Annotated in this window: 19 protein-coding genes and 1 other RNA gene; 4 read left to right on the plus strand and 16 right to left on the minus strand. The window is 68.4% G+C overall.

The genetic code is table 11. The annotated features are described in order from the left end of the window. Nucleotides 1–51: 51 nt before the first annotated feature. The 12 genes from BLU81_RS28705 to BLU81_RS28760 all read right to left on the minus strand — a co-directional run bounded on the left by BLU81_RS28705 (nucleotide 52) and on the right by BLU81_RS28760 (nucleotide 9355). Entirely contained in the window at nucleotides 52–669 is a 618-nt protein-coding gene (locus tag BLU81_RS28705) for a LytR C-terminal domain-containing protein (protein WP_157751823.1), read from the minus strand. After that, a complete protein-coding gene (locus BLU81_RS28710; protein WP_092548063.1) occupies nucleotides 662–1159 on the minus strand; it encodes an RNA polymerase sigma factor in 498 nt (165 codons plus the stop codon). Before BLU81_RS28710 ends, BLU81_RS28705 begins: the two co-directional genes overlap by 8 nt. Before the next feature lie 71 nt (nucleotides 1160–1230). Beyond that, on the minus strand, nucleotides 1231–2121 hold the full coding sequence (locus BLU81_RS28715; protein ID WP_157751824.1) for an esterase/lipase family protein: 891 nt from the start codon (nucleotides 2119–2121) through the stop codon (nucleotides 1231–1233). Nucleotides 2122–2290: 169 nt separating this feature from the next. Beyond that, nucleotides 2291–2734: a restriction system modified-DNA reader domain-containing protein gene (locus BLU81_RS52150; protein WP_407923871.1), complete on the minus strand. Its 444-nt coding sequence runs from the start codon at nucleotides 2732–2734 to the stop codon at nucleotides 2291–2293. A 92-nt stretch (nucleotides 2735–2826) separates the two neighbouring features. Next, nucleotides 2827–3208: a transfer-messenger RNA gene (gene ssrA / locus BLU81_RS28725) on the minus strand. A gap of 27 nt (nucleotides 3209–3235) precedes the next feature. Beyond that, a complete protein-coding gene (locus BLU81_RS28730; protein WP_092548072.1) occupies nucleotides 3236–3949 on the minus strand; it encodes a cellulose binding domain-containing protein in 714 nt (237 codons plus the stop codon). Nucleotides 3950–4084: 135 nt separating this feature from the next. Beyond that, nucleotides 4085–4561, minus strand: coding sequence for an SsrA-binding protein SmpB (gene smpB / locus BLU81_RS28735; protein WP_092548075.1), 477 nt, complete (start codon nucleotides 4559–4561; stop codon nucleotides 4085–4087). Nucleotides 4562–4583: 22 nt separating this feature from the next. Beyond that, entirely contained in the window at nucleotides 4584–5816 is a 1233-nt protein-coding gene (locus BLU81_RS28740; RefSeq protein ID WP_092548078.1) for a M23 family metallopeptidase, read from the minus strand. A 100-nt stretch (nucleotides 5817–5916) separates the two neighbouring features. Then, nucleotides 5917–6792 (minus strand): permease-like cell division protein FtsX, encoded by an 876-nt coding sequence (ftsX, locus tag BLU81_RS28745; RefSeq protein WP_092548081.1) that lies wholly within the window; start codon nucleotides 6790–6792, stop codon nucleotides 5917–5919. 63 nt (nucleotides 6793–6855) lie between these two features. Then, entirely contained in the window at nucleotides 6856–7536 is a 681-nt protein-coding gene (ftsE, locus tag BLU81_RS28750; protein ID WP_092548084.1) for a cell division ATP-binding protein FtsE, read from the minus strand. Nucleotides 7537–7676: 140 nt separating this feature from the next. Continuing rightward, nucleotides 7677–8789, minus strand: coding sequence for a peptide chain release factor 2 (prfB, locus tag BLU81_RS28755; protein ID WP_092557782.1), 1113 nt, complete (start codon nucleotides 8787–8789; stop codon nucleotides 7677–7679). A 50-nt stretch (nucleotides 8790–8839) separates the two neighbouring features. Next, nucleotides 8840–9355, minus strand: coding sequence for a PadR family transcriptional regulator (locus BLU81_RS28760; RefSeq protein WP_092548087.1), 516 nt, complete (start codon nucleotides 9353–9355; stop codon nucleotides 8840–8842). A gap of 368 nt (nucleotides 9356–9723) precedes the next feature. On the opposite strand from BLU81_RS28760, the gene BLU81_RS28765 reads away from it, so the two are divergent. Then, on the plus strand, nucleotides 9724–10941 hold the full coding sequence (locus BLU81_RS28765) for a hypothetical protein (RefSeq protein WP_231953563.1): 1218 nt from the start codon (nucleotides 9724–9726) through the stop codon (nucleotides 10939–10941). Here BLU81_RS28765 and BLU81_RS28770 read toward each other — a convergent pair. After that, on the minus strand, nucleotides 10893–11396 hold the full coding sequence (locus tag BLU81_RS28770) for a DUF6912 family protein (protein ID WP_092557784.1): 504 nt from the start codon (nucleotides 11394–11396) through the stop codon (nucleotides 10893–10895). The two genes, BLU81_RS28765 and BLU81_RS28770, sit on opposite strands and share 49 nt — an antisense overlap. A gap of 434 nt (nucleotides 11397–11830) precedes the next feature. Between BLU81_RS28770 and BLU81_RS28775 the strand changes: the two genes are divergently transcribed. Further along, nucleotides 11831–12061: a helix-turn-helix transcriptional regulator gene (locus BLU81_RS28775; RefSeq protein WP_092548090.1), complete on the plus strand. Its 231-nt coding sequence runs from the start codon at nucleotides 11831–11833 to the stop codon at nucleotides 12059–12061. 124 nt (nucleotides 12062–12185) lie between these two features. Continuing rightward, complete coding sequence (locus tag BLU81_RS28780; protein WP_092557786.1) at nucleotides 12186–12761, plus strand: Rv3235 family protein; 576 nt, start codon at nucleotides 12186–12188, stop codon at nucleotides 12759–12761. Between the two features lie 485 nt (nucleotides 12762–13246). Here BLU81_RS28780 and secA read toward each other — a convergent pair whose 3' ends face one another. Further along, on the minus strand, nucleotides 13247–16183 hold the full coding sequence (gene secA, locus BLU81_RS28785) for a preprotein translocase subunit SecA (RefSeq protein WP_092548093.1): 2937 nt from the start codon (nucleotides 16181–16183) through the stop codon (nucleotides 13247–13249). 186 nt (nucleotides 16184–16369) lie between these two features. Between secA and BLU81_RS28790 the strand changes: the two genes are divergently transcribed. Then, complete coding sequence (locus tag BLU81_RS28790; RefSeq protein WP_231953564.1) at nucleotides 16370–17341, plus strand: GNAT family N-acetyltransferase; 972 nt, start codon at nucleotides 16370–16372, stop codon at nucleotides 17339–17341. On the opposite strand, the gene hpf is transcribed toward BLU81_RS28790, so the two are convergent. After that, complete coding sequence (gene hpf, locus BLU81_RS28795) at nucleotides 17330–17947, minus strand: ribosome hibernation-promoting factor, HPF/YfiA family (protein WP_092548099.1); 618 nt, start codon at nucleotides 17945–17947, stop codon at nucleotides 17330–17332. The genes BLU81_RS28790 and hpf overlap by 12 nt on opposite strands. 280 nt (nucleotides 17948–18227) lie before the next feature. Further along, nucleotides 18228–18938, minus strand: a complete 711-nt coding sequence (locus BLU81_RS28800; protein ID WP_092548102.1) for a ComF family protein — start codon at nucleotides 18936–18938, stop codon at nucleotides 18228–18230. Between the last annotated feature and the right edge of the window lies 1 nt (nucleotide 18939).

Here is an 18939-nt window from a genome sequence, read left to right on the forward strand (position 1 = left end):
CAGAACGTCCCGTGCCACCGGCGTGGCACGGGACGTGATGATGCGGAACGGTCAGCGGCATTCCGGCGGCGCGGACGGCTCGCCGGCTTCGACCAGGTTCTGGTTGAGTTCGGTGGCGGTGGCCAGGCGGTCGAAGGCCGGCCCGATCGTCAGGTCGACGAGCCGGTCCCGGCGATCCGGGTCGAACCGCATCGTGGCCTCGCCGTAGACCACCGCCCGCAGCAGGTGTGCCGCCCCGACCGACGTGGGCCCATAGGTCACCACGATGACATCCGCGGGCTCCTCAGCGGCCGGGCCGTCCGTCACACCGAAACCACGGCCCCGCAGTTCGGTGGCGATGTCGTCGGCGAGCCCGTCGGCCGCGCCGCCGTCGAGCACCCGCACCCGAACCGCCCCCGGCGCAGCCGGCAATGCGAGATCACAACTGATCCCCTGCACGGGCGGGGCCGACACCGTGGGCCCCGCGGCCGGTGCGGCCGGCGTCACGGTCCGCTCCGCCGACGGCCACGCGAAGGCGACACCCGCGGTGACCATCACGACCGCACCGGCCGCCGCCACCACCGCCAACTGCCGGCGCCCCCGCCGACGGCCACGCTCCCGCACCAAGGCGGCCGGCGTCATCTCCAGATCCCGCACATCGTTCTCCAGTTCTCTCAGTCGCTCATGCACGGGACATCTCCTGATCATCGAGAAGGCGGCCGAGGGCGGTCCGGGCCCTGGAAAGTCGCGCCTTGACCGTTCCCACCGGGACACCGACCGTCGCGGCGATCTCCTGAACCGGCACATCCAGCAGGTAGTACAGAGCCACCACCTGCCGTTGCGCCGAGGGCAGCCGCTGCAGGGCACCGATCACGGCGACCCGATCCGGCGACGGCCCGCCCACCGTCTCCGACGGCTCCAACCGGGCCCGCGCGGCGACCCACCGCCGCAGACTCCGCCACCGGTTGAGCATCAGCCGCCAGGCGACCTGACGAACCCACGCCTCCGGATCCTCGTACCCGGCCACCCGGCCCCAGTGCTGCCAGGCCCGGGCGTACGCCTCCTGGGCGATGTCCTGGGCCTCGGCCCGATCCCCACCGGCCGCGTAGAGGTAGAGCACGACACGACGAACCGTGGCGATGTAAAAGCTGTCGAAGTCGGCGCTGTCCCGGCCCGCCATGTTTCCCGCTTCCCGTCGGTGCCCCGTACACCAGATGACACACCGCACCCGGGTCCCCGGTTACCTCCGGATCACCACTTACTGAAGTAGAAGTTCCCGTTGCGGGCCATCACCACGGGACTGACCCAGTCGGTCTTCTTGATCCAGCCCTGGGAGGCCTGCGGGGCGTTCCAGTACTTCAGCTCGTAGCCGCTGTTCGCGGTCTGCGTGTAGATACCGGAGTGGTCGAGCCCTTTGCCGGCGGTGAAAACCACCCGGTGACCGGGCGTGAAGTAGCCGGCCTTCTTCGAGTCGGTCACGGTCGACGACCACGCGGGCACGATCAGGTCCTTGGTGGAACCGATCAGGGTCCAGTCGGTCCGCTGCGCCGAGTACGGCGTCTTACTCAGCCACTTCAGGAACGACGAGTCGATGCGCATCTCTTTGCACTGGGTGAAGCCGCAGCCCTTCGCCACCAGCGTGCCGGAGTGCGGCGTGCTGATCGTCACGACGTCCTCGACGAACAGCTTCGGCGGCCAGCCGGCCTCCTTCTTCTGCACACCGGTGATGGCCGCCCGGATGATCAGACCACCCATCGAATGCCCGACGGCGTCGACCGACTTGCCGTTCTTGGTGTAACGGCGGTAGATGTCCCACGCCAGCTGGCGGCCGAGCTCCTTGATGCTCGTCGTCTGGCTGACGCTCGCGATGCGGGTGTTGCAGTTCTTGTCGTCCTGGTAATAGGCGACGGTACGAACGGTCCCGGTGTAGCTGCCACCCCGGTACCGCTTGATCGCGGCGTCCCACTGCCTGCAGTCGGTGGCCGGAACCTCCTCCCCGATCTGAATGCCGTGCACCCAGTAGACGGCCTCGTTGAGCCCGTTGTCCCGCTTGGGAACCGAAGCCGCCGCCTGAGCCGGCCCGGCGGCCAGCGGCCCGACCAGGGCTGCCACCACCAGCAGTGCGACAAAACGCTTTCTCATGCGGATCATTCTGACCGCCACCGGCAACCGCCGGAGAGCGGAAACGGCCCCCGGTCCACGTTTTCCGTGGACCGGGGGCCGTCATGCAGTGGAGGTGTTGACCTCTTACTCGAACCTCACCGAGCAGTTGAAAACGCTACGGAGGGCCCTCAGCGGGTGAGCCACACAGTTAAATCTGGTCACGAAGCGACGCGAGACGGACACCGTCGCGAGCGCGCGCCCAGTTGCGCCAGCCGTTGACCTCGTAGCCGGCCAGCGCACGAGCGGCACCCGAAGGCGACTCGAAGATCCGCCCATCGGCGAGCTGCAGCGCTCCACCAGACACGACGACCGCGCGGTGACTGGCCCCCCGACGCTCCCAGATCAACTCCTCACCCACATCGAGAAGACCGGCCCGGACAAGGGCATCCAGTTCCCCGGTTCGCACGGACGGGGTTGGCGGCGGCCCTGCATCAATCTTCAATTCTCGCCGCAGAACACTGTTCGGCGAAAGTCGTGATCGGGACGACCGAGACCCCCGCGCCCACCGTGATGCGGGGCGACCGAGACGAAACCTCCTACCGCACCCACCGTGATGCGGGGCGACCGAGACGAAACCTCCTACCGCACCCACCGTGATGCGGGGCTTCCGGGGGCTCGGCCCCCGGAGCAGACAAAAGGAAACGACCCCCGGTTCGCGCTTTCCGCGAACAGGGGGTCGCCAGGGAGTGGAGGTGCCGGGAATCGAACCCGGGTCCTTCGTTGCTTCGTCAGGGCTTCTCCGAGCGCAGCTCACTGTGTCCCTACTCGGCCCTCCGACTCACGTGAGCAAGTTCGGACGACGGGCCCAGTCACTGATTAATCTCACCGCAAGGCCCCCGTGACCGGGGCCCCTTGGCCAGTCTCCTAAATTATGCCGGCAGCTGGAACGGAGACGCTCCCAGACCGACAGACCACGCTACTTGCCTCAGGCGGCGAGAGCGTACTGGTCAGCGTTCAACTTATCGTTGGCGCTTATAAGTTTCCGACGACCGATTCTCGAGACGACGTCGGCTTCCTCGGCTCGCTTCCCCTGTCTCCACGTACGAAGTCGAAACCAGTCACCCCCGTGTTTGTAACTCACAGCACGGCAATCTTAGCTCACTCGGCAAGATCCGCCACCGACGGCGCAGCTGACCGGCTTCACCAGGTCCCGGCTGCGCTTCTCGGCCTGGAATCCGACGTTGATCGACGAGCCGGCCGCCAGCGAGCGCCCGCTCAGGGTGATCGTGTCGCCGCTGCGGCTGGCGGTGGCGTTCCAGGCACCGCGCACTTCGACACCGGCACTGGACGGGTAGGCCAGCGTGATCGTCCACTCGCGGGCTTCCGTGCCGTTGTTGGTGACCCGGATCGAGGTGATGAAGCCCTCTCGCCACGATGCGCTGGTGGAGTACGTGGCGGCCATCGTGTCGGCGGTGGGCGTCGGACTGGCCGCGGGAGACGTACTCGTACCGGCGCTGGGTTTGATCGTGTTCTTGGAGGGTTTGGGGGTGCCCGACGTGGAGGCCGAGGCCGATGGGCCGCGTGACGCCGAGGCGGAGGCCGACGGGGACCGGGAGGCCGAGGCGGACAGCGAGACGGACGGTGAGACCGGGGCGGCCTCCAGCGGCGGGATGCTGGCCGGCAGCGAGCCCTCAGCGGCCGCCTGGACGACTCCGGTGGGCAGCACCATCAGCGGCTTCCCGGCGGTGTTCTCGTCGCCGCCACCGGCGCGGATCGCGATCCAGCCGACCAGGGCGAGCAGAACCGCGGCGGCGGAACCGAAGATGATGCGGGCCAGGATGAACTGGCGGGTGGTGTGCTTCGCCAACGGGCGGCTCTCCCTCTCGGCGGACGATCGAAAAGGCAGGTGATCCAGAAAAGAACAGGTGATCCAGAAAGGCAGGTGTTCCGAATGCCGGGCGATCGAAGAAACGAGATGGCCCGGCGCGCTGGAGACTACCTGTCAGTCCATGCCCTTGGCACGCCGCCCCAGCGCCCGGTCGATCTCCTTCTTCGCGTCCCGGTTCGCCAGGTCCTGCCGCTTGTCGTAGGACTTCTTGCCCTTGGCGACCCCGAGCTCGACCTTCGCGTACCCGTTGTGGAAGTAGACCGAGAGCGGGACCAGGGTGACGCCGTCGTCGCGCAGCTTCCCGAGCATCTTGTGGATCTCTTCGCGGTGCAGCAGCAGTTTGCGGACCCGGCGGGGCTCGTGGTTGGTCCAGGTGCCCTGCGTGTACTCCGGAATGTGCATGCCGTGCAGGTAGATCTCACCGTGGTTCTCGTGGCCGAACGCGTCGACCAGCGAGGCCCGCCCGAGGCGCAACGACTTCACCTCGGTGCCGGTGAGGACCATCCCGGCCTCGTAGGTGTCCGAGATGGCGTAGTCGTGGTACGCCTTACGGTTGGAGGCGACCACCTTGCGGCCCTGTTCGCGTGGCATGAGGGAGAAGACTACCCGCGATTCAACAGAGACAACCGGGCAGGTAATTCAACGGATTGCGCGGTACGCCGCCGAAGCGCGTCTCGAAGTGCAGGTGCGCTCCGGTCGAGGCGCCGGTGCTGCCGACCCGCCCGATCATCTCGCCCCGCCGGACGTACTCGCCGACGTGGACGTACATCCGGGACTGGTGGGCGTAACAGGTGGTGAAGCCGTACCCGCTCAGTCTTCCGTGGTTGATGCACGTGTAGCGACCGTAACCGCCGTTCCACCCGGCCTGGATCACCCGCCCGGACGCCGCGGCCCGGATCGGGCTGCCGCCGCCGGCCGCGAAGTCGGTGCCGGCGTGCAACTGCCAGACCCGGTAGTACGGGTCGTAGCGGTAGCCGAAGTTGCTGCTCTTCCACCCGTGCACGGGCATCAGCAGAGACCCGCCGGGATAGTGGCTACCGACTCCGGCGCGCTGCTCCCAGCCGCGCATGGCCCCGCGGATCCGCTGCTCGGCCCGGCGGGCGGCCTGCAACTGGGCGATCACGGTGGAGCGCTCGCGTTCGGCTGATCGCAGGGCCACCCGGCGGGCGGTGACGATCCGGTCGAGGGACTGCTGAGCCTGGATCGCGGCGGCCCGGGCCCGTTCGGCGGCGCGGACCTTGGCCAGGGCGGCCCGTTCGGCGGCCTCCGCGTCGCGGCGGGCGGTTCCGGCCCGGTCCTGCGCGGTCCGGGCTACCCGGCGGGCGCCGACGAGGACCTGGACCTCCTCCTGCTCGGTGGTCATCAGGTGTTCGACGAGGCCGAGCCGGTCGAGCAGGTCCTGGGGGCCGGTGGCGTCGACGAGCATGTTGATCCGGTCGAAGTTGCCGCCCATGTAGCTCTCGCTGACGATCTCGTCGACCCGGTCCCGGGCGACCTCGACGTGCCCGGCCGCGGTCCGGTAGTCGGCGGAGACCCGCCGGAAATGCGCCCGGGCCGTGGCGGCTTCCCGGCGTGCCGTGCCGGCTTCGACGCGGGTGGCGACGACGACCCCCCGGCTGCGGGCCACCCGGTCGCGGGCGGCCGGCATGCCGGCGGTGGCCCGGGCGAGATTCTTGGCGGCGGTACGGGCGGTCGCGCTCGCACTCTCCAGCAGCGCCTCGGCGCGGCGTACCGCTTTGGCGGCCTCGTCGGATCGGTCCGCGGCGGCGGGACGTGGCCCGGTCAGGACGAGTGCCGCTAGACCGAGCAGACAGAGGCAGGCGGAGATAAGTCGGCGATACCCCATGAACCGCACGCTACCGTGACCAAACGTCTACAACGCCCTAAAACGCCCGATGGCCGCAACCCCGTCCAGGAGTTACGGCCATCGGTCGAGCTGTCGCGCGTCAGACCTTCAGGTAGAAGCGCAGCGTGATCCAGGCGGTCACCGCGCTGACCAGCGAACCCACACCGGCGAGCAGCGGCAGCATCAGCCACACGTTGCCGTTGGGGATCGGCGTCAGGATCGTGGTCAGGGCCTGCAACTTGTTGTCCAGCATGACCAGCTTGCCGGCGAACAGGATGATGAAGCCCAGAACCGCACCGACAATGCCGGCGACCACCGCCTCCAGCACGAACGGTGCTTGGATGAACCAGTTCGAGGCGCCGACCAGCTTCATCACCGCGACTTCTCGCCGCTTGCTGTAGGCGGCCACCTGAATGGTGTTACCGACCAGCAGCAAGGCGGCGAACGCCATGAAGATGGCGACACCGAGCGCGCCCAACTGGATCGCGTTGAAGATCTCGAAGACCTTCTCAAGCAGCTCGCGCTGGTCGATGATCTGCCGGATCCCGGGCAGCTTCTCGATCACCTGGGCGAACTGGTCGTACTTCTCCGGGTCGTTGAGCTTCACCCGGTACGACTCCGGCAGGCTGTCCGCGTTGATCGCGTTCACGAAGTCCGGGGAGTCCGCCCAGAGCTTCTTGAACCGCTCGAGCGCGGCCTCCTTGCTCTCGTACTGCTTGTCGATCACCAGGTTGCTGCCCTCGATGGCCTGGTCGATCGCGGCCTTCTGGGCCTCGGTCACGTCGTCGGTCAGGAAGACGGAGACCTGGATGTTGCCGTAGTAGTAGTCCTTCATCTGGTCGACCTGCATGTACAGCAGGACGGAGGCGCCCAGCATGAACAACGAGACCGACATGGTGATGACCATGGCGATCGTCATCGTGACGTTCCGCCACAGGCCCACCAGGACCTCGTTGAGTACGTACTTCACGCGCATCGGGGGGATCCTTCCGGGACTCCGCGCAGTGCTTCAGCAAATGGTGCGTAGGCGGAGCCGGGTTTATCCGTAGACACCGCGCGCCTGGTCCCGGACGATACGCCCGCTCTCGATCTCGATGACCCGGCGGCGCATCTGGTTGACGATGTTGGAGTCGTGCGTGACCATCACGACGGTCGTACCGGTCCGGTTGATCCGGTCCAGCAGCCGCATGATCTCGACCGAGGTGTCCGGGTCGAGGTTACCGGTGGGCTCGTCCGCCAGCAGGATCAGCGGCCGGTTCACGAAGGCCCGAGCCACCGCGACACGCTGCTGTTCACCGCCGGAGAGTTCGTTGGGGTAACGGTGCTCCTTACCGCCGAGGCCGACCAGTTCGAGCACCTCGGGAACCACCCGGCGTGCGACGGCCTTGGTCTTGCCGATCACCTCGAGCGCGAACGCGACGTTCTCGTACGCGGTGCGGTTCGGGAGCAGCCGGAAGTCCTGGAACACACAGCCGATCGAACGGCGGAAGTGTGGCACCTTCCAGGCGCGCAGGGATGTGACGTCCTTGGCGTTCACCACCACCTTGCCGGTGGTCGCCTGGACCTCTTTCAACAGCAGCTTGACGATCGTCGACTTGCCGGAACCGGAGGGGCCGATGAAGAAGACGAACTCACCCTTCTCGATCCCGACGCTGACATTGTCCAACGACGGCCGAGACGCCTTCGGGTACGTCTTCGTCACGTTCTCGAGCTGAATCACGGGACTGGAGTCTACGCGGTGTAACGAATTCGCCAACCCCGCCGGGGTCGGGAATATTCACGACCTGCAGTAACGGCAGATCGAGCAGCACCCAGCCTGACCGAGTGTTCAGGCCAGGTGACACTCGGTCACGACCGAGATCAGGCCGACAGCTGATTCTGCTTACGCCAGCGGATGCCCGCCTCGATGAAACCGTCCACGTCGCCGTCGAAGACCGACGAAGGGTTACCGACCTCGAACTCGGTGCGCAGATCTTTCACCATCTGGTACGGGTGCAGGACGTACGAACGCATCTGGTCGCCCCACGAACCGGTGGTGTCCTGCCGGAGGCCGGCCATCTTCTCCTGCTCCTCCTGGCGCTTACGCTCCAGCAGCCGGGCCTGGAGCACCCGCAGGGCGGCCGCCTTGTTCTGCAGCTGCGACTTCTCGTTCTGGCACGACGCCACGATGCCGGTCGGGATGTGGGTCAGCCGGACCGCCGAGTCGGTGGTGTTGACGCTCTGCCCGCCCGGACCGGAGGACCGGTAGACGTCGACACGGATCTCGTTGTCCGGGATGTCGATGCTGTCGGTCTGCTCGACCACCGGCATCACCTCGACACTGGCGAAACTGGTCTGCCGGCGGCCCTGGTTGTCGAACGGGCTGATCCGCACCAGACGGTGGGTGCCGGACTCGACGCCCAAGGTGCCGTACGCGTACGGCACCTTGACCGTGAAGGTCGCCGACTTGAGACCGGCCTCCTCCGCGTACGAGGTGTCGTAGACCTCGGTCGGATAGCCGTGCCGCTCCGCCCAGCGCAGGTACATCCGCATCAGCATCTCGGCGAAGTCAGCGGCGTCCACGCCACCGGCACCGGCCCGGATCGCCACCAGCGCCTCGCGGGAGTCGTACTCCCCGGAAAGCAGCGTGCGGACTTCCATCTCCTCGATCGCCTTGGCGAGCGCGACGAGCTCGGCGCCGACCTCGGCGATCGAGGCGTCGTCACCTTCCGCCTCGGCCATCTCGAGCAGCAGCCCGGCGTCGTCGAGGCGGCCCCGCAGGCGTTCCAGCTTGGAGATCTCGCCGGAGATGTACGCAAGACGGCTGTTGACCTCCTGCGCACGGGCCTGGTCGTCCCAGAGGTCCGGCGCGGAGGCCTGCTCCTCGAGGTCCGCCTTGTCCCGGCGCAGCTTCTCGACGTCCAGGACGTTCTCGATGTTGCGCAGGGTCGCGTCGAGGGACTTCAGTTGCTCGGGAAAGTCGGCAGCAGTCACGACACCCAAGACTACGCCGCCCGGCCAGATTCCTGGCCGGGGCGGTCCGTTCAACTCGTCGGAGCGGCTTTCAGCCAGGTGAGTGCGGCCTTGTGATAGGCGACCGCGAACTCCAGCGCTGCCGCACCGAACGGGTCGCCGTTCTTCTTCGCCTCCTTGGCCTGGTCCTTGGCCATGGTCATGGCCTCCGAGTGGTACTGATTCGCGGTGGTATAGAGCCCCTGGAGCTGTTCTCCGGTGTGCTGCTGACCGAAGGCGACCCGCAGGGCCACCGGGTTGCGCAGCGCGTCGCGGCCCGGGGACTCGGCGAGCCAGCGACTGAAAGCGCGCTTGCCGGACGCGGTGATGGCGTAGGGCTGACTGGACCGGGGGCCCGGCTTACCGAGACGGACATACCCCATTTCAGCGAGTACGGGTAGTTCGCGGTAGACCTGGCTCCGCGTCATCGACCAGTAGGGCCCGAGGCGGCGTTCGGCAGCCGCCATCAGCTGACCACCGGTCATCGCCCCCTCATGGAGGAGGCCGAGAAGGGCAGCCGCCGTCGGATTGATTTGGAAGTCGGGCATGCCTTCTAAGCTGCCACTTTGTCGCGCCGCCGTCCAGGATTTAGCCCGATCCGTCCATTTTGCGCCTCCACAAACGACTGTCCCGCACAGACAGTCCGACAACGAGCGAGAGGATCGGGCGTTTCCTGCCCGGAAAACCATGCTGAGCAGGTAATATGGCGCAGATAAACGGTCAGACGAACCGTTGCGGGCAGGAAGTCTGGTAAAAGCGGCGAATCGACCTGCGAAACGAGACAATCACCCTATCCGCAAATGGCGCCATGTCCGGGCAGCGTCATAAAGATCAACTTGAGGCTTTTGTCCATCGTCGCGACTCAGCGGACGGCCACGCGCGGGTGGGCGCAGGTTCGCCAGATACCCTGACCTCCATGACAGACCGCCAGACCGCACCGGAGACCGTCGAGGAATCCCGGCTCACCGTGGTGCTGCTCGCGGTGGCCGCCCTGGGCTGGGCCGCCGCGATGCTCTGGTCGGCTCGCGCCACCATCACCGGCCGGGCGGACGCCGCCATGGAGGTCACCTCCACCGCCTACGCGCTGCCCGGTGCGGTCTCCGCCGACCTGGCCGCCGGCGCGGCGGTCGCCCTGCTCGCCCTCACCCTGATCGGCACCCGCCGGCCGCTCGGCGCCACCGCCCGATTCGCCGTGGCGACCGGCAGCGGACTGCTGGTCGGCCTGCTCAGCGCCGTCGTGATGATCACGATCAACACCGCCGGGACGATGTACGCGGTGGTCGGCGGCACTGTGGCGGCCGCCGCGACCATCGGTGGCGCGCTGGCCGGGATCCGGCTACCACCGGTCATCGCGGGCGCCACCGCCGCGTCGGTCGGCGTCTTCCTCATCGGGTTCGTGCTCAACCTGTTCCAGGAGCCGGTGCTCGAGCTGTTCGGCGCCGGTGACACCGAGTCCTCGGTCAACGCGTCACAGTGGTTCTCCTACAGCCAGGCGGCCCTGAGCGGCCTGGCGGCCGGGCTCATCTCGTTCGCGCTGCTACGCCGCGCCCACCGCCGCACCGGCGGCGCCGACCTGCGCTGGCCGCTGTACGCGCTGGCCGGCGCCGGCCCCGGCATCCTGCTGGTGATCGCCGAGCTGCTGTCCCGCACCGCCGGAGCCCAGGTGCTGGAGCTGGCCGGCAAGGTGAGCGAGCTGGAGCAGGCGGTCCAGCAGATGCTGAGCACCGCCCGGCTGAACAACGGCCTGATCGTCCTCTTCGCCGGCACGCTGACGGCGATCTTCGCGATCGGGCGCACACTCTCCCCCGCCACCGACTCCTCCGAGGACCACTCCCCGGAGGACGGCTCTCCGCGGACCGGCTCTCCGGCCGCGGCCCCGGCAGATGCCGCTCTTGCGGATGCGGCCCTCACGGATGCCGCTCTTGCGGATGCCGCCCGGGCCGCCACCACCCCGGCGAAGACATCGCTCTCCGCGTCTTCCCCGTCGAGCGCGTCTTCGGCGGCGTCCTCCTCGGCGAGTGACTCCCCCGCGCCCTCCTCATCGTCGGACGGCGAAACCGCCCCGGACGACGGGAAGGCGAAGGCTCAGAGCAGTTCGTCCAGCTCGGAAACGGCGTACCACTCCAACTCGTGATCCTCGGCACCGTCGACGGTGAACTGGGCGTCCGCGTCACCGGCCAGGGCCGCCTCCACCACGTCCACGGCGGCCGTGATCGTTTCGGACGCGTCCGTCCCGTCGACGTGGATGCTGGCCAGATCGGCGAGCCGCACCGGCTGCGGTAACCGGACGGTGCTCGTCCCCAGCTCGGTGTCCTCCCGGATCAGGCTGGCGGCCGGCACGTCGGCCGAGACCACCACCCGGCGACGGGGCGCGGACGTGTCCTGGCGCAGCAGTCGCAGGGCGTCCTGGGCGGCGCGGGTGAAGGCGACATACTCCAGCTCCTCCTCGTCGCCCTCCGCGTACCACTCCCGGAGCATCGGCGTCACCGCGTGCGCGACGGTGGTCTGATCGCCGATCTGCCCTCCGGCCCGCAGAATCGCGAGCAACGGCAGCGTGGCCGGGACGTACACCCGAACCAGGTCGGTGATCGGCACGGTCTTCTCCTCCAGCGTTACGGTCGCCCTCGCGGCCGGGCGTGCACAGTACAACGCCATCTCGGCCACGCGGCGGTCCATTCCACCAGGAGTCTCCGGATCGTGGTGGCGCGGGTCCACCCAGGTCCGCCCGAGGTCCGCCTTGGATCCATCCCGGATCCGGTCCCGGATCCGGTCCCAGATCCGGTCCCAGATCCGCCTCGGTCCCGGCTCCAGGTCCGCTCGGGTCGGCCTTCGAGCCGGGCTCAGGTCGGCCTTCAGACCCGGCTCAGCTCAGGCCGGCCTTCGGGCCCGGGCCCAGGCCGGGCCCAGGCCGGGCCCGGGTGGGGCTCGGGCCGGGCCTCGCCTTGCTACCGGCCGATCTGCCGGGCCGGAGCAGGTGGCTGACGGCAAACGGTGGCAAACTCAGGTCATCGAAAGGAGGATCCGTGCCGGAGCCCCGTTTCCTGCTGCTCTCCGACGTGGCCGCCGAACTCAACGTCTCGGACTCGCAGGTCTACCACATGGTCCGCAGTGGCGAGTTGCCCGCGATCAAGATCGGTGGCCGCGGCCAGTGGCGTGTCGAGCGCGCCACGCTGGAGAGATACATCGAGGAGAAGTACGCCGAGACCGCCGTCTGGGTCCGCGACAACCCACTGACCGAACGTGAGCCGGAATGACCGTCCGGCGGCTTTTGCGCCTCTTCCCGGATCGGTGAGCGGTCGTTGACCGACTGGCCGCCGACCGGCCAGAATTCACGCCATCGAAAGCAAACGGAGGCAAACACAAGGATTGGCGGTGGTGATGCGATCGGCGGCCGAGATTGCACCCATCGGGTCCCGGCCGACGATTCGTCTGCGCCCGGTTCCCCGATACGAACCTCCCTTCGACGACGAGTCGACGGCCCAGGAGTGGGCGGAGTCAGCGGTCCTCGACTGGTCACCATCCAGGCAGCCGCCTCAGGGCCCACCCCCGACGGTCCTGCCCCGGGCTGAGGCCCCAGCCGTCCCCGGGGTGTCCGGCGACGCCAGGCTCGCCGTCCGCCGGTTCGTGCGCCTCTGCGTCGAGGTCCTCAACGGATTCCGTCCCGCCGCCCACCTGCGCCGCCTGGCCTTGCCCTCGGAGGCGGCCGAGGTCGTCGCACAGGGCCTGGCCGGCGCCCGCCGAGTGGCTGAGCTACGCAAGGCGGCCCGCCCGGGCACCCACCGCCCACTTCGTCCGGCCCCGGTCGCGGTGATCAAGGTGATGCTGTGCGAGCCCCGCCCCGGCGCGATCGAGGCGGCCGTCGCCTTGGTGACCGGCGACCGCACCTGGGCCATGGCCTTCCGCCTGGAACTCCACCAGCAGACCTGGACCACCACCACCCTCCTGATCATCTGACCCGCGAGAGGGACTGGCGTGGTGGGTGCGAGGGCGTTCCGCCCCGCACCCACCACGCTCACCGGGGCAAGCGACAACGGCAGCGGTCGGGCACCCACAGGCAGCCGCCGAGCAAGCGGCGACAAGCAGCAGGCGATCAGCGAACGGCAAAGAAGCTGCGGGCAGGCGGGCAGAAGCCGGACGAGCAGGGACGGCGAGCAGGCTGCGGGCAGCAGGCGGCAGCGGACGGCAGGCGGTCGAGCGGCGGCGGTCGAGCGGCGGGCCGCGCACCGGCGGCGGGCGCGGAGTGGCCAGGCAAGCGCGGAGTGGCCCAGGCAGGCGCGGGCAGGCGCGGTTGGCCGAGGCAAACGCGGGATGGCCGAGGCAAGCGCAGGGTGGGCGGGCAGGCGCGGGGTGACCGGGTTTGTGGGTGGGAAGGCGAACGGCCCGCCGGGGGTGGCTTGCGCCGGTCCCTGCGGGCCGTTCAGGAAGTGCTGGAGGGTGGATCAGGCGTTGCCGGGGGATCCGTGGCAGCGCTTGTACTTTCGGCCTGAGCCGCAGTAGCACGGGGCGTTGCGGGACGGGCCGTTCGACTCGGACTGGTCGGCGGAGTGCCGGGGGCGGGCGGCACTCGTGTGGGCCGGGCTCGCCGGGACCGGGGAGCCGCCGGGGCCGATCTGGACCGGGGAGCCCCCGGAACCGGGCTGGGCCGGGGCCTGCTCCTGGCGGATCTGCGGGCTGCCCGCGCCGGCCTCACCGTCGATGGTGGGCGCGGTGTACTGCAGGTTCTGCGGGCGGCCGGGACCACCGAGGCCCTTGGCGTGCACCTCGACCCGCTCGGGCTGGTCGTCGTCCGGCACCGGCTCGACGTCGCCGCCGACCTTGGGCAGTGCGAAGGCCTGGCTGGGGTCGACGGTGACGCTGGGTGCCTCTTCGACCTGGACTTCCAGGTTGAAGACGAAACCGACCGCCTCCTCCTTGATGCCCTCCATCATCTGGTGGAACATGTCGAAGCCCTCGCGCTGGTACTCCACCACCGGGTCACGCTGCGCGTAGGCCCGCAGCGAGATGCCCTCCTGGAGGTAGTCCATCTCGTAAAGGTGCTCACGCCACTTGCGGTCGATGACCGCGAGCAGCACCTGACGCTCCAGCTCGCGGATCGCCTCCGAGCCGAGCTCCTCCTCGCGGGCCGCGTAGGCCGCCTGCGCGTCCTCCACCAGCCGCTTGCTGAGGAACTCCGCGTCGACCGTGCCCTTCTCCCCGTCGGACGCCTCGACGGCGTCCTCGATGGTGACACTGACCGGGTAGAGCCGGCGGAGGTTGGTCCAGAGCTGCTCCAGGTCCCAGTCCTCGGCGTAACCGTCGGAGGTCGCCGCCGTGACGATCTCCGCGATCACGTCGTCGATCATGTGGGTGACCTGCTCGTGCATGTCCTCGCCGTCGAGCACCCGCTTGCGCTCGGCGTAGACGACGGTGCGCTGCTTGTTCATCACCTCGTCGTACTTGAGGACGTTCTTGCGGATCTCCGCGTTCTGCGCCTCGATCTGGGTCTGCGCGTTGCGGATCTGCTTGCTCACCATCTTCGACTCGATGGGAACGTCCTCGGGGATGTTGAAGCGCTCCATGACCGCTTCGACAGCACCGGCCCGGAACCGCTTCATCAGGTCGTCCTGCAGCGACAGGTAGAACCGGGACTCACCCGGGTCACCCTGCCGGCCGGACCGGCCGCGGAGCTGGTTGTCGATGCGGCGGGAGTCGTGCCGCTCGGTGCCGAGCACGTAGAGACCGCCGGCGGCCTGCACTTCGCTGGCCTCCACCACGGTGGCCTTCTTGACCTCGGGCAGGACCTCTTCGAGGGCCTTCGCGTACTCCTCCGGGCTCTCCGCCGGGTCGAGGCCGCGCTGGCTCAGTTCGGCGGCGGCGGTGAAGTCCGGGTTACCACCGAGCAGGATGTCCGTACCACGACCGGCCATGTTGGTGGCGACGGTGACCGCGCCCTTCCGGCCGGCCTGGGCGATGATCGTGGCTTCCTGCGCGTGGTACTTCGCGTTCAGCACGCTGTGCGGGATGCCGCGGCGGCGCAGCAGGGTGGAGAGGATCTCCGAGTTCTCCACCGAGACCGTGCCGACGAGGACCGGCTGGCCGGTGGCGTGACGCTCGGCGATGTCCTCGATGACCGCGTTGAACTTGGCCCGCTCGGTCTTGTAGATGACGTCCGGGTGGTCGATGCGGATCATCGGCCGGTGCGTCGGGATCGACACGACGCCGACCTTGTAGACGCTGTTGAACTCGCCGGCCTCGGTCTGCGCTGTACCGGTCATGCCGCCGAGTTTGTCGTACAGGCGGAAGTAGTTCTGCAGGGTGACCGTCGCCAGGGTCTGATTCTCCTGCTTGACCTCCACCCCCTCCTTCGCCTCGATGGCCTGGTGCATGCCCTCGTTGTAGCGACGGCCGTGCAGGATGCGGCCGGTGAACTCGTCGACGATCAGGACCTCGTCCTCGGGGCTGACGATGTAGTCCTTGTCCCGCTTGTACAGCTCCTTGGCCTTGATGGCGTTGTTCAGGTAGCCGACCAGCGGGGTGTTCACCGACTCGTACAGGTTGTCGATGCCGATCCGGTCCTCGACCTTGGCGACGCCGCGCTCGGTGATGGCCACGGTGCGCTTGGCGACGTCCACCTCGTAGTCGCCCTCGCCGTCCTTGCCGGGCTGGAGCCGGGCGACGATCTGGGCGAACTCCCCGTACCACCGGGCCGAGTGCTCGGCCGGGCCGGAGATGATCAGCGGGGTGCGGGCCTCGTCGATCAGGATCGAGTCGACCTCGTCCACGATCGCGAAGTTGTGGCCGCGCTGCACCAGCTCGGTCTTCGACCAGGCCATGTTGTCGCGCAGGTAGTCGAAACCGAATTCGTTGTTCGTGCCGTACGTGATGTCGCACTCGTAGGCGGCACGGTGCTCGGCGGCCGGCCGGTTCGGCAGGATGACGCCGACGGTGAGGCCGAGGAAGCCGTGCACCCGGCCGACCCACTCGGCGTCACGCTGAGCCAGGTAGTCGTTGACCGTGATGATGTGCACGCCCTTGCCGCTCAACGCGTTGAGGTAGGCCGGGAACACGCCGGTCAGGGTCTTGCCCTCACCGGTCTTCATCTCCGGGATGTTGCCGAAGTGCAGGGCGGCTCCACCCATCAGCTGCACGTCGTAGGCCCGCTGGCCGAGCACCCGCTTGGCGCCCTCCCGGGCCACCGCGAAGGCCTCAGGGAGCAGCGAGTCGAGTGATTCACCCTCTTCGGCGCGCTCCTTGAACTGCTGGGTGCATTCGCGCAACTCGTCGTCGGTGAGATCGACATAGTCGTCCTCGATCGAGTTGACCGCGTCCGCGATCGCCTTGAGCCGTCGCACCATACGGCCTTCGCCGGCGCGAAGAATCTTTTCCAATATCGACACGGGTCAACGCTCCCCTAGACAGTCTGCCGAACCATCGTAGGCACCTTCGCCCGGGACCTGTGACCCTGGCCTCCGGGGAAGCACGCAAAGAGGGCGAAAGACTCCCGGAAGTTCGCTGACAGCGCAGCCTTCGGCTTCTTCGAAAGATGTTTGATGGCCGGGCGCGTCCCGGAGAGGATGGGCCATGTGGATCAGAACACTGAAGTAAGCCCCGAAGACGCGGGTACCGGCAGCCAAATCCGCCTGAGGAACGACGGGAAGGGCGACACGATCATCGAGGGGCCCACCGGCGACATCCTCGGGCGCATCGGCCTCGAACACGGGATCCTGACCTTCGAGGTCGTCCCGGAAGCCCGGCGGAAGGGGGTGGCGACCGCCGCGGTGCGCGAGTTCAGCCGCGCGACACTGACCCGGCGCGACCGGCTGGAGATGCGGATCGAGTGGGACGACACGGCGGCCCAGCGGGTCGCCCTGGCCGCCGGTTACACCCGCGAGGCGGTCCGCCGTGGCAACCCCGAGCTGCTGGTCTACTCCCGGCTCAGCGGCGACCCGGAGGAGCCGGCACCGCGCCTGCTGCCGGATCTGCCCGGCGGGGAACTGTCCGACGGCGTGATCGGGCTACGGCCGCTGAGAATCACGGACGCCGCTTTCTACACCGAGCTGCACAGCGACCCGGATGTGATCGCCACCAGCGTGCCGGCCGAGCCGAAGAGCCCGGACGAGATCCGCCGGCGCTGTTCCCGGGCCGAGGCGCAGTGGCTGGCGGGCAACCGGGCGGATCTCGTCATCGTCGACCTGGCCAGTGGTGAGCCGGCCGGTGAGATCTGCCTGTACTACCAGGAGCCGCAGTTGTCCCAGGCCATGATCGGGTACAGCACGCTCCCCGCGTACCGGGGCAAGGGTTTCACCACCCGGGCCGCGCAACTGCTGGCACTCTGGGTCTTCGCCGAGACCGACATCGTCCGTCTCGTGGCCGGCGTGCTGCCGACGAACATCGGCTCGCAGCGGGTGCTGGAGAAGGCCGGTTTCACCCGGGAGGCGTACCAGCGGCTGCGGCTGCCCGGGCCGGACGGCACCCGGCTGGACGACCTGTTCTATGTGCTCTTCGCCGGAGACCTGCTGATGCAGGCCTCCGGCGAGAACGGATCACATGCCTAGGCTGAGGATGCCGTAGTCGTAACCACGGCGGCGGTAGACGACGCTGGGCCGCCCGCTCTCCTTGTCGTGGAACAGGTAGAAGTCGTGGCCGACGAGCTCCATCTGGAAGAGGGCGTCATCGACGGTCATCGGCTCGGCCGAGTGCTCTTTCTCCCGGACGATGCGCCACGGCTGGCCATCGTCGTGTTCGATCGGATCGGCGTCGAGGTCCGGTTTGGTCAGGGTCGCGGTGCGCCCGGACGTCAGGTCGGTGGGGAGGTTCGCGGTCGCGGCGGCCACCGACACCGGCGCGTGCCGCCCACGATGCACGCGGCGCCGGTCGGCGGAACGGCGCAACCGGGCGTCGAGTTTGTTTATCGCGCAGTCCAGAGCTGCGTAGAAATCCTGTGCCTGGGCCTCAGCCCGGACGACCGGCCCCTTGGTCATGACCGTGATCTCGACACGCTGACAGGTGTCGGACTGCCGCGGATTGCGTTCGTGGAAGAGTTCCACGTCGGCCCTGATCAGCTTCTGGTCGTAACGCTCGACCTTGCTCAGCTTCTCGGCGACATGCTCTCGATAGTGGTCGGGAACCTCTACGTTGCGGCCCTTGACGACAATGTCCACTCGTGACCTCCCCCAACGTTTGTGCTTGCGGGCGCCGAAGCCCGGCGCAGCCGCCAACTGGGTGAAAACCGCCGCGTCGCGATCAGTCAACAGACGCGGTTCTGGAGAGTGAGACGACTCCTTTCCGGTGCGGCGGAAAGCGCTCCCGGTGGCGGGTAAGTCCGAACGCCTTACCCTCGTCACCTAGACGCTAACCTGCCTCTGCCTGCCCGTCACCCCTCGTTAGGGATCCCGGAAGGCTTACCTTCGCCTCTATCGGCGGAACCGGTCAAGGGTTGCGTCAAATGCCGGGACGAGTTTTGCGCAGCTCTGTCGCTGCGAGCACCGCGGCGCCTGTGACCTGCATGTCCGCCTCCTCAAACCGGCGTGTCACCGCGGCCAGCGTGGCCCCGGTGGTGACGATGTCATCCGCCACCACAAGCGTGCCTCGCGATCTCCCGTCCCGCCGCAGATTGCCGATTCGGGGCGTCATTCGCAGCGAATTGACAGCCACGGTAGCCCGATCGGATGTATTGAGTGACGTTGAGTCAGGACGCGGAAGGGCGCGCAGCGGTTGCACCACGTTCACCCGCCAGCCGGAGTCCCGTAACCGGCGGGCCGCCTGCTCCGCCAGCCGGGCCATGTGGTCGCCGTACCGCTCCCGCCGGGCCGCTGCGGTGGACGGCACCGGCACCAGAAGCACCGGGCGGTCCCGCGGCGCGATCTCCGCGACCGCGGTGGCCAGCAGGACACCGAGCGGCCGGGCGAGCCGGTGCCGGCCCTTCTCCTTGTACGCCAGCAGAGCCCCGCGCAACGCCCCGGCATAGCTCCCCACTGCCACACAGGCGGGAAAACCGGCCGGTGGCGGGCTCGGCAGCGCACTGCGCGGTCGTAGCGACTCCAGCTCCGTCACACAGGCCGCGCAGGCCCCACCGGTGAGGCGCATCCGCTCGGCCCCGCACCCCGCGCAGGCGCCGGGCAGCACCAGGTCGGCGAGTTCGGCGAGAACCATG

Origin of the sequence: Actinoplanes derwentensis (assembly GCF_900104725.1) — a bacterium.
Classification (GTDB): Bacteria; Actinomycetota; Actinomycetes; order Mycobacteriales; family Micromonosporaceae; genus Actinoplanes; species Actinoplanes derwentensis.

Coding starts and splice junctions, on each gene's coding strand:
- BLU81_RS28760 (WP_092548087.1), bottom strand. CDS start 9,355: ATGCCCGACTTCCAAATCAATCCGACGGCGGCTGCCCTTCTCGGCCTC.
- BLU81_RS28710 (WP_092548063.1), bottom strand. CDS start 1,159: ATGGCGGGCCGGGACAGCGCCGACTTCGACAGCTTTTACATCGCCACG.
- BLU81_RS28740 (WP_092548078.1), bottom strand. CDS start 5,816: ATGGGGTATCGCCGACTTATCTCCGCCTGCCTCTGTCTGCTCGGTCTA.
- smpB (WP_092548075.1), bottom strand. CDS start 4,561: ATGCCACGCGAACAGGGCCGCAAGGTGGTCGCCTCCAACCGTAAGGCG.
- BLU81_RS28780 (WP_092557786.1), top strand. CDS start 12,186: ATGCGATCGGCGGCCGAGATTGCACCCATCGGGTCCCGGCCGACGATT.
- BLU81_RS28765 (WP_231953563.1), top strand. CDS start 9,724: ATGACAGACCGCCAGACCGCACCGGAGACCGTCGAGGAATCCCGGCTC.
- BLU81_RS28800 (WP_092548102.1), bottom strand. CDS start 18,938: ATGGTTCTCGCCGAACTCGCCGACCTGGTGCTGCCCGGCGCCTGCGCG.
- BLU81_RS28715 (WP_157751824.1), bottom strand. CDS start 2,121: ATGAGAAAGCGTTTTGTCGCACTGCTGGTGGTGGCAGCCCTGGTCGGG.
- ftsX (WP_092548081.1), bottom strand. CDS start 6,792: ATGCGCGTGAAGTACGTACTCAACGAGGTCCTGGTGGGCCTGTGGCGG.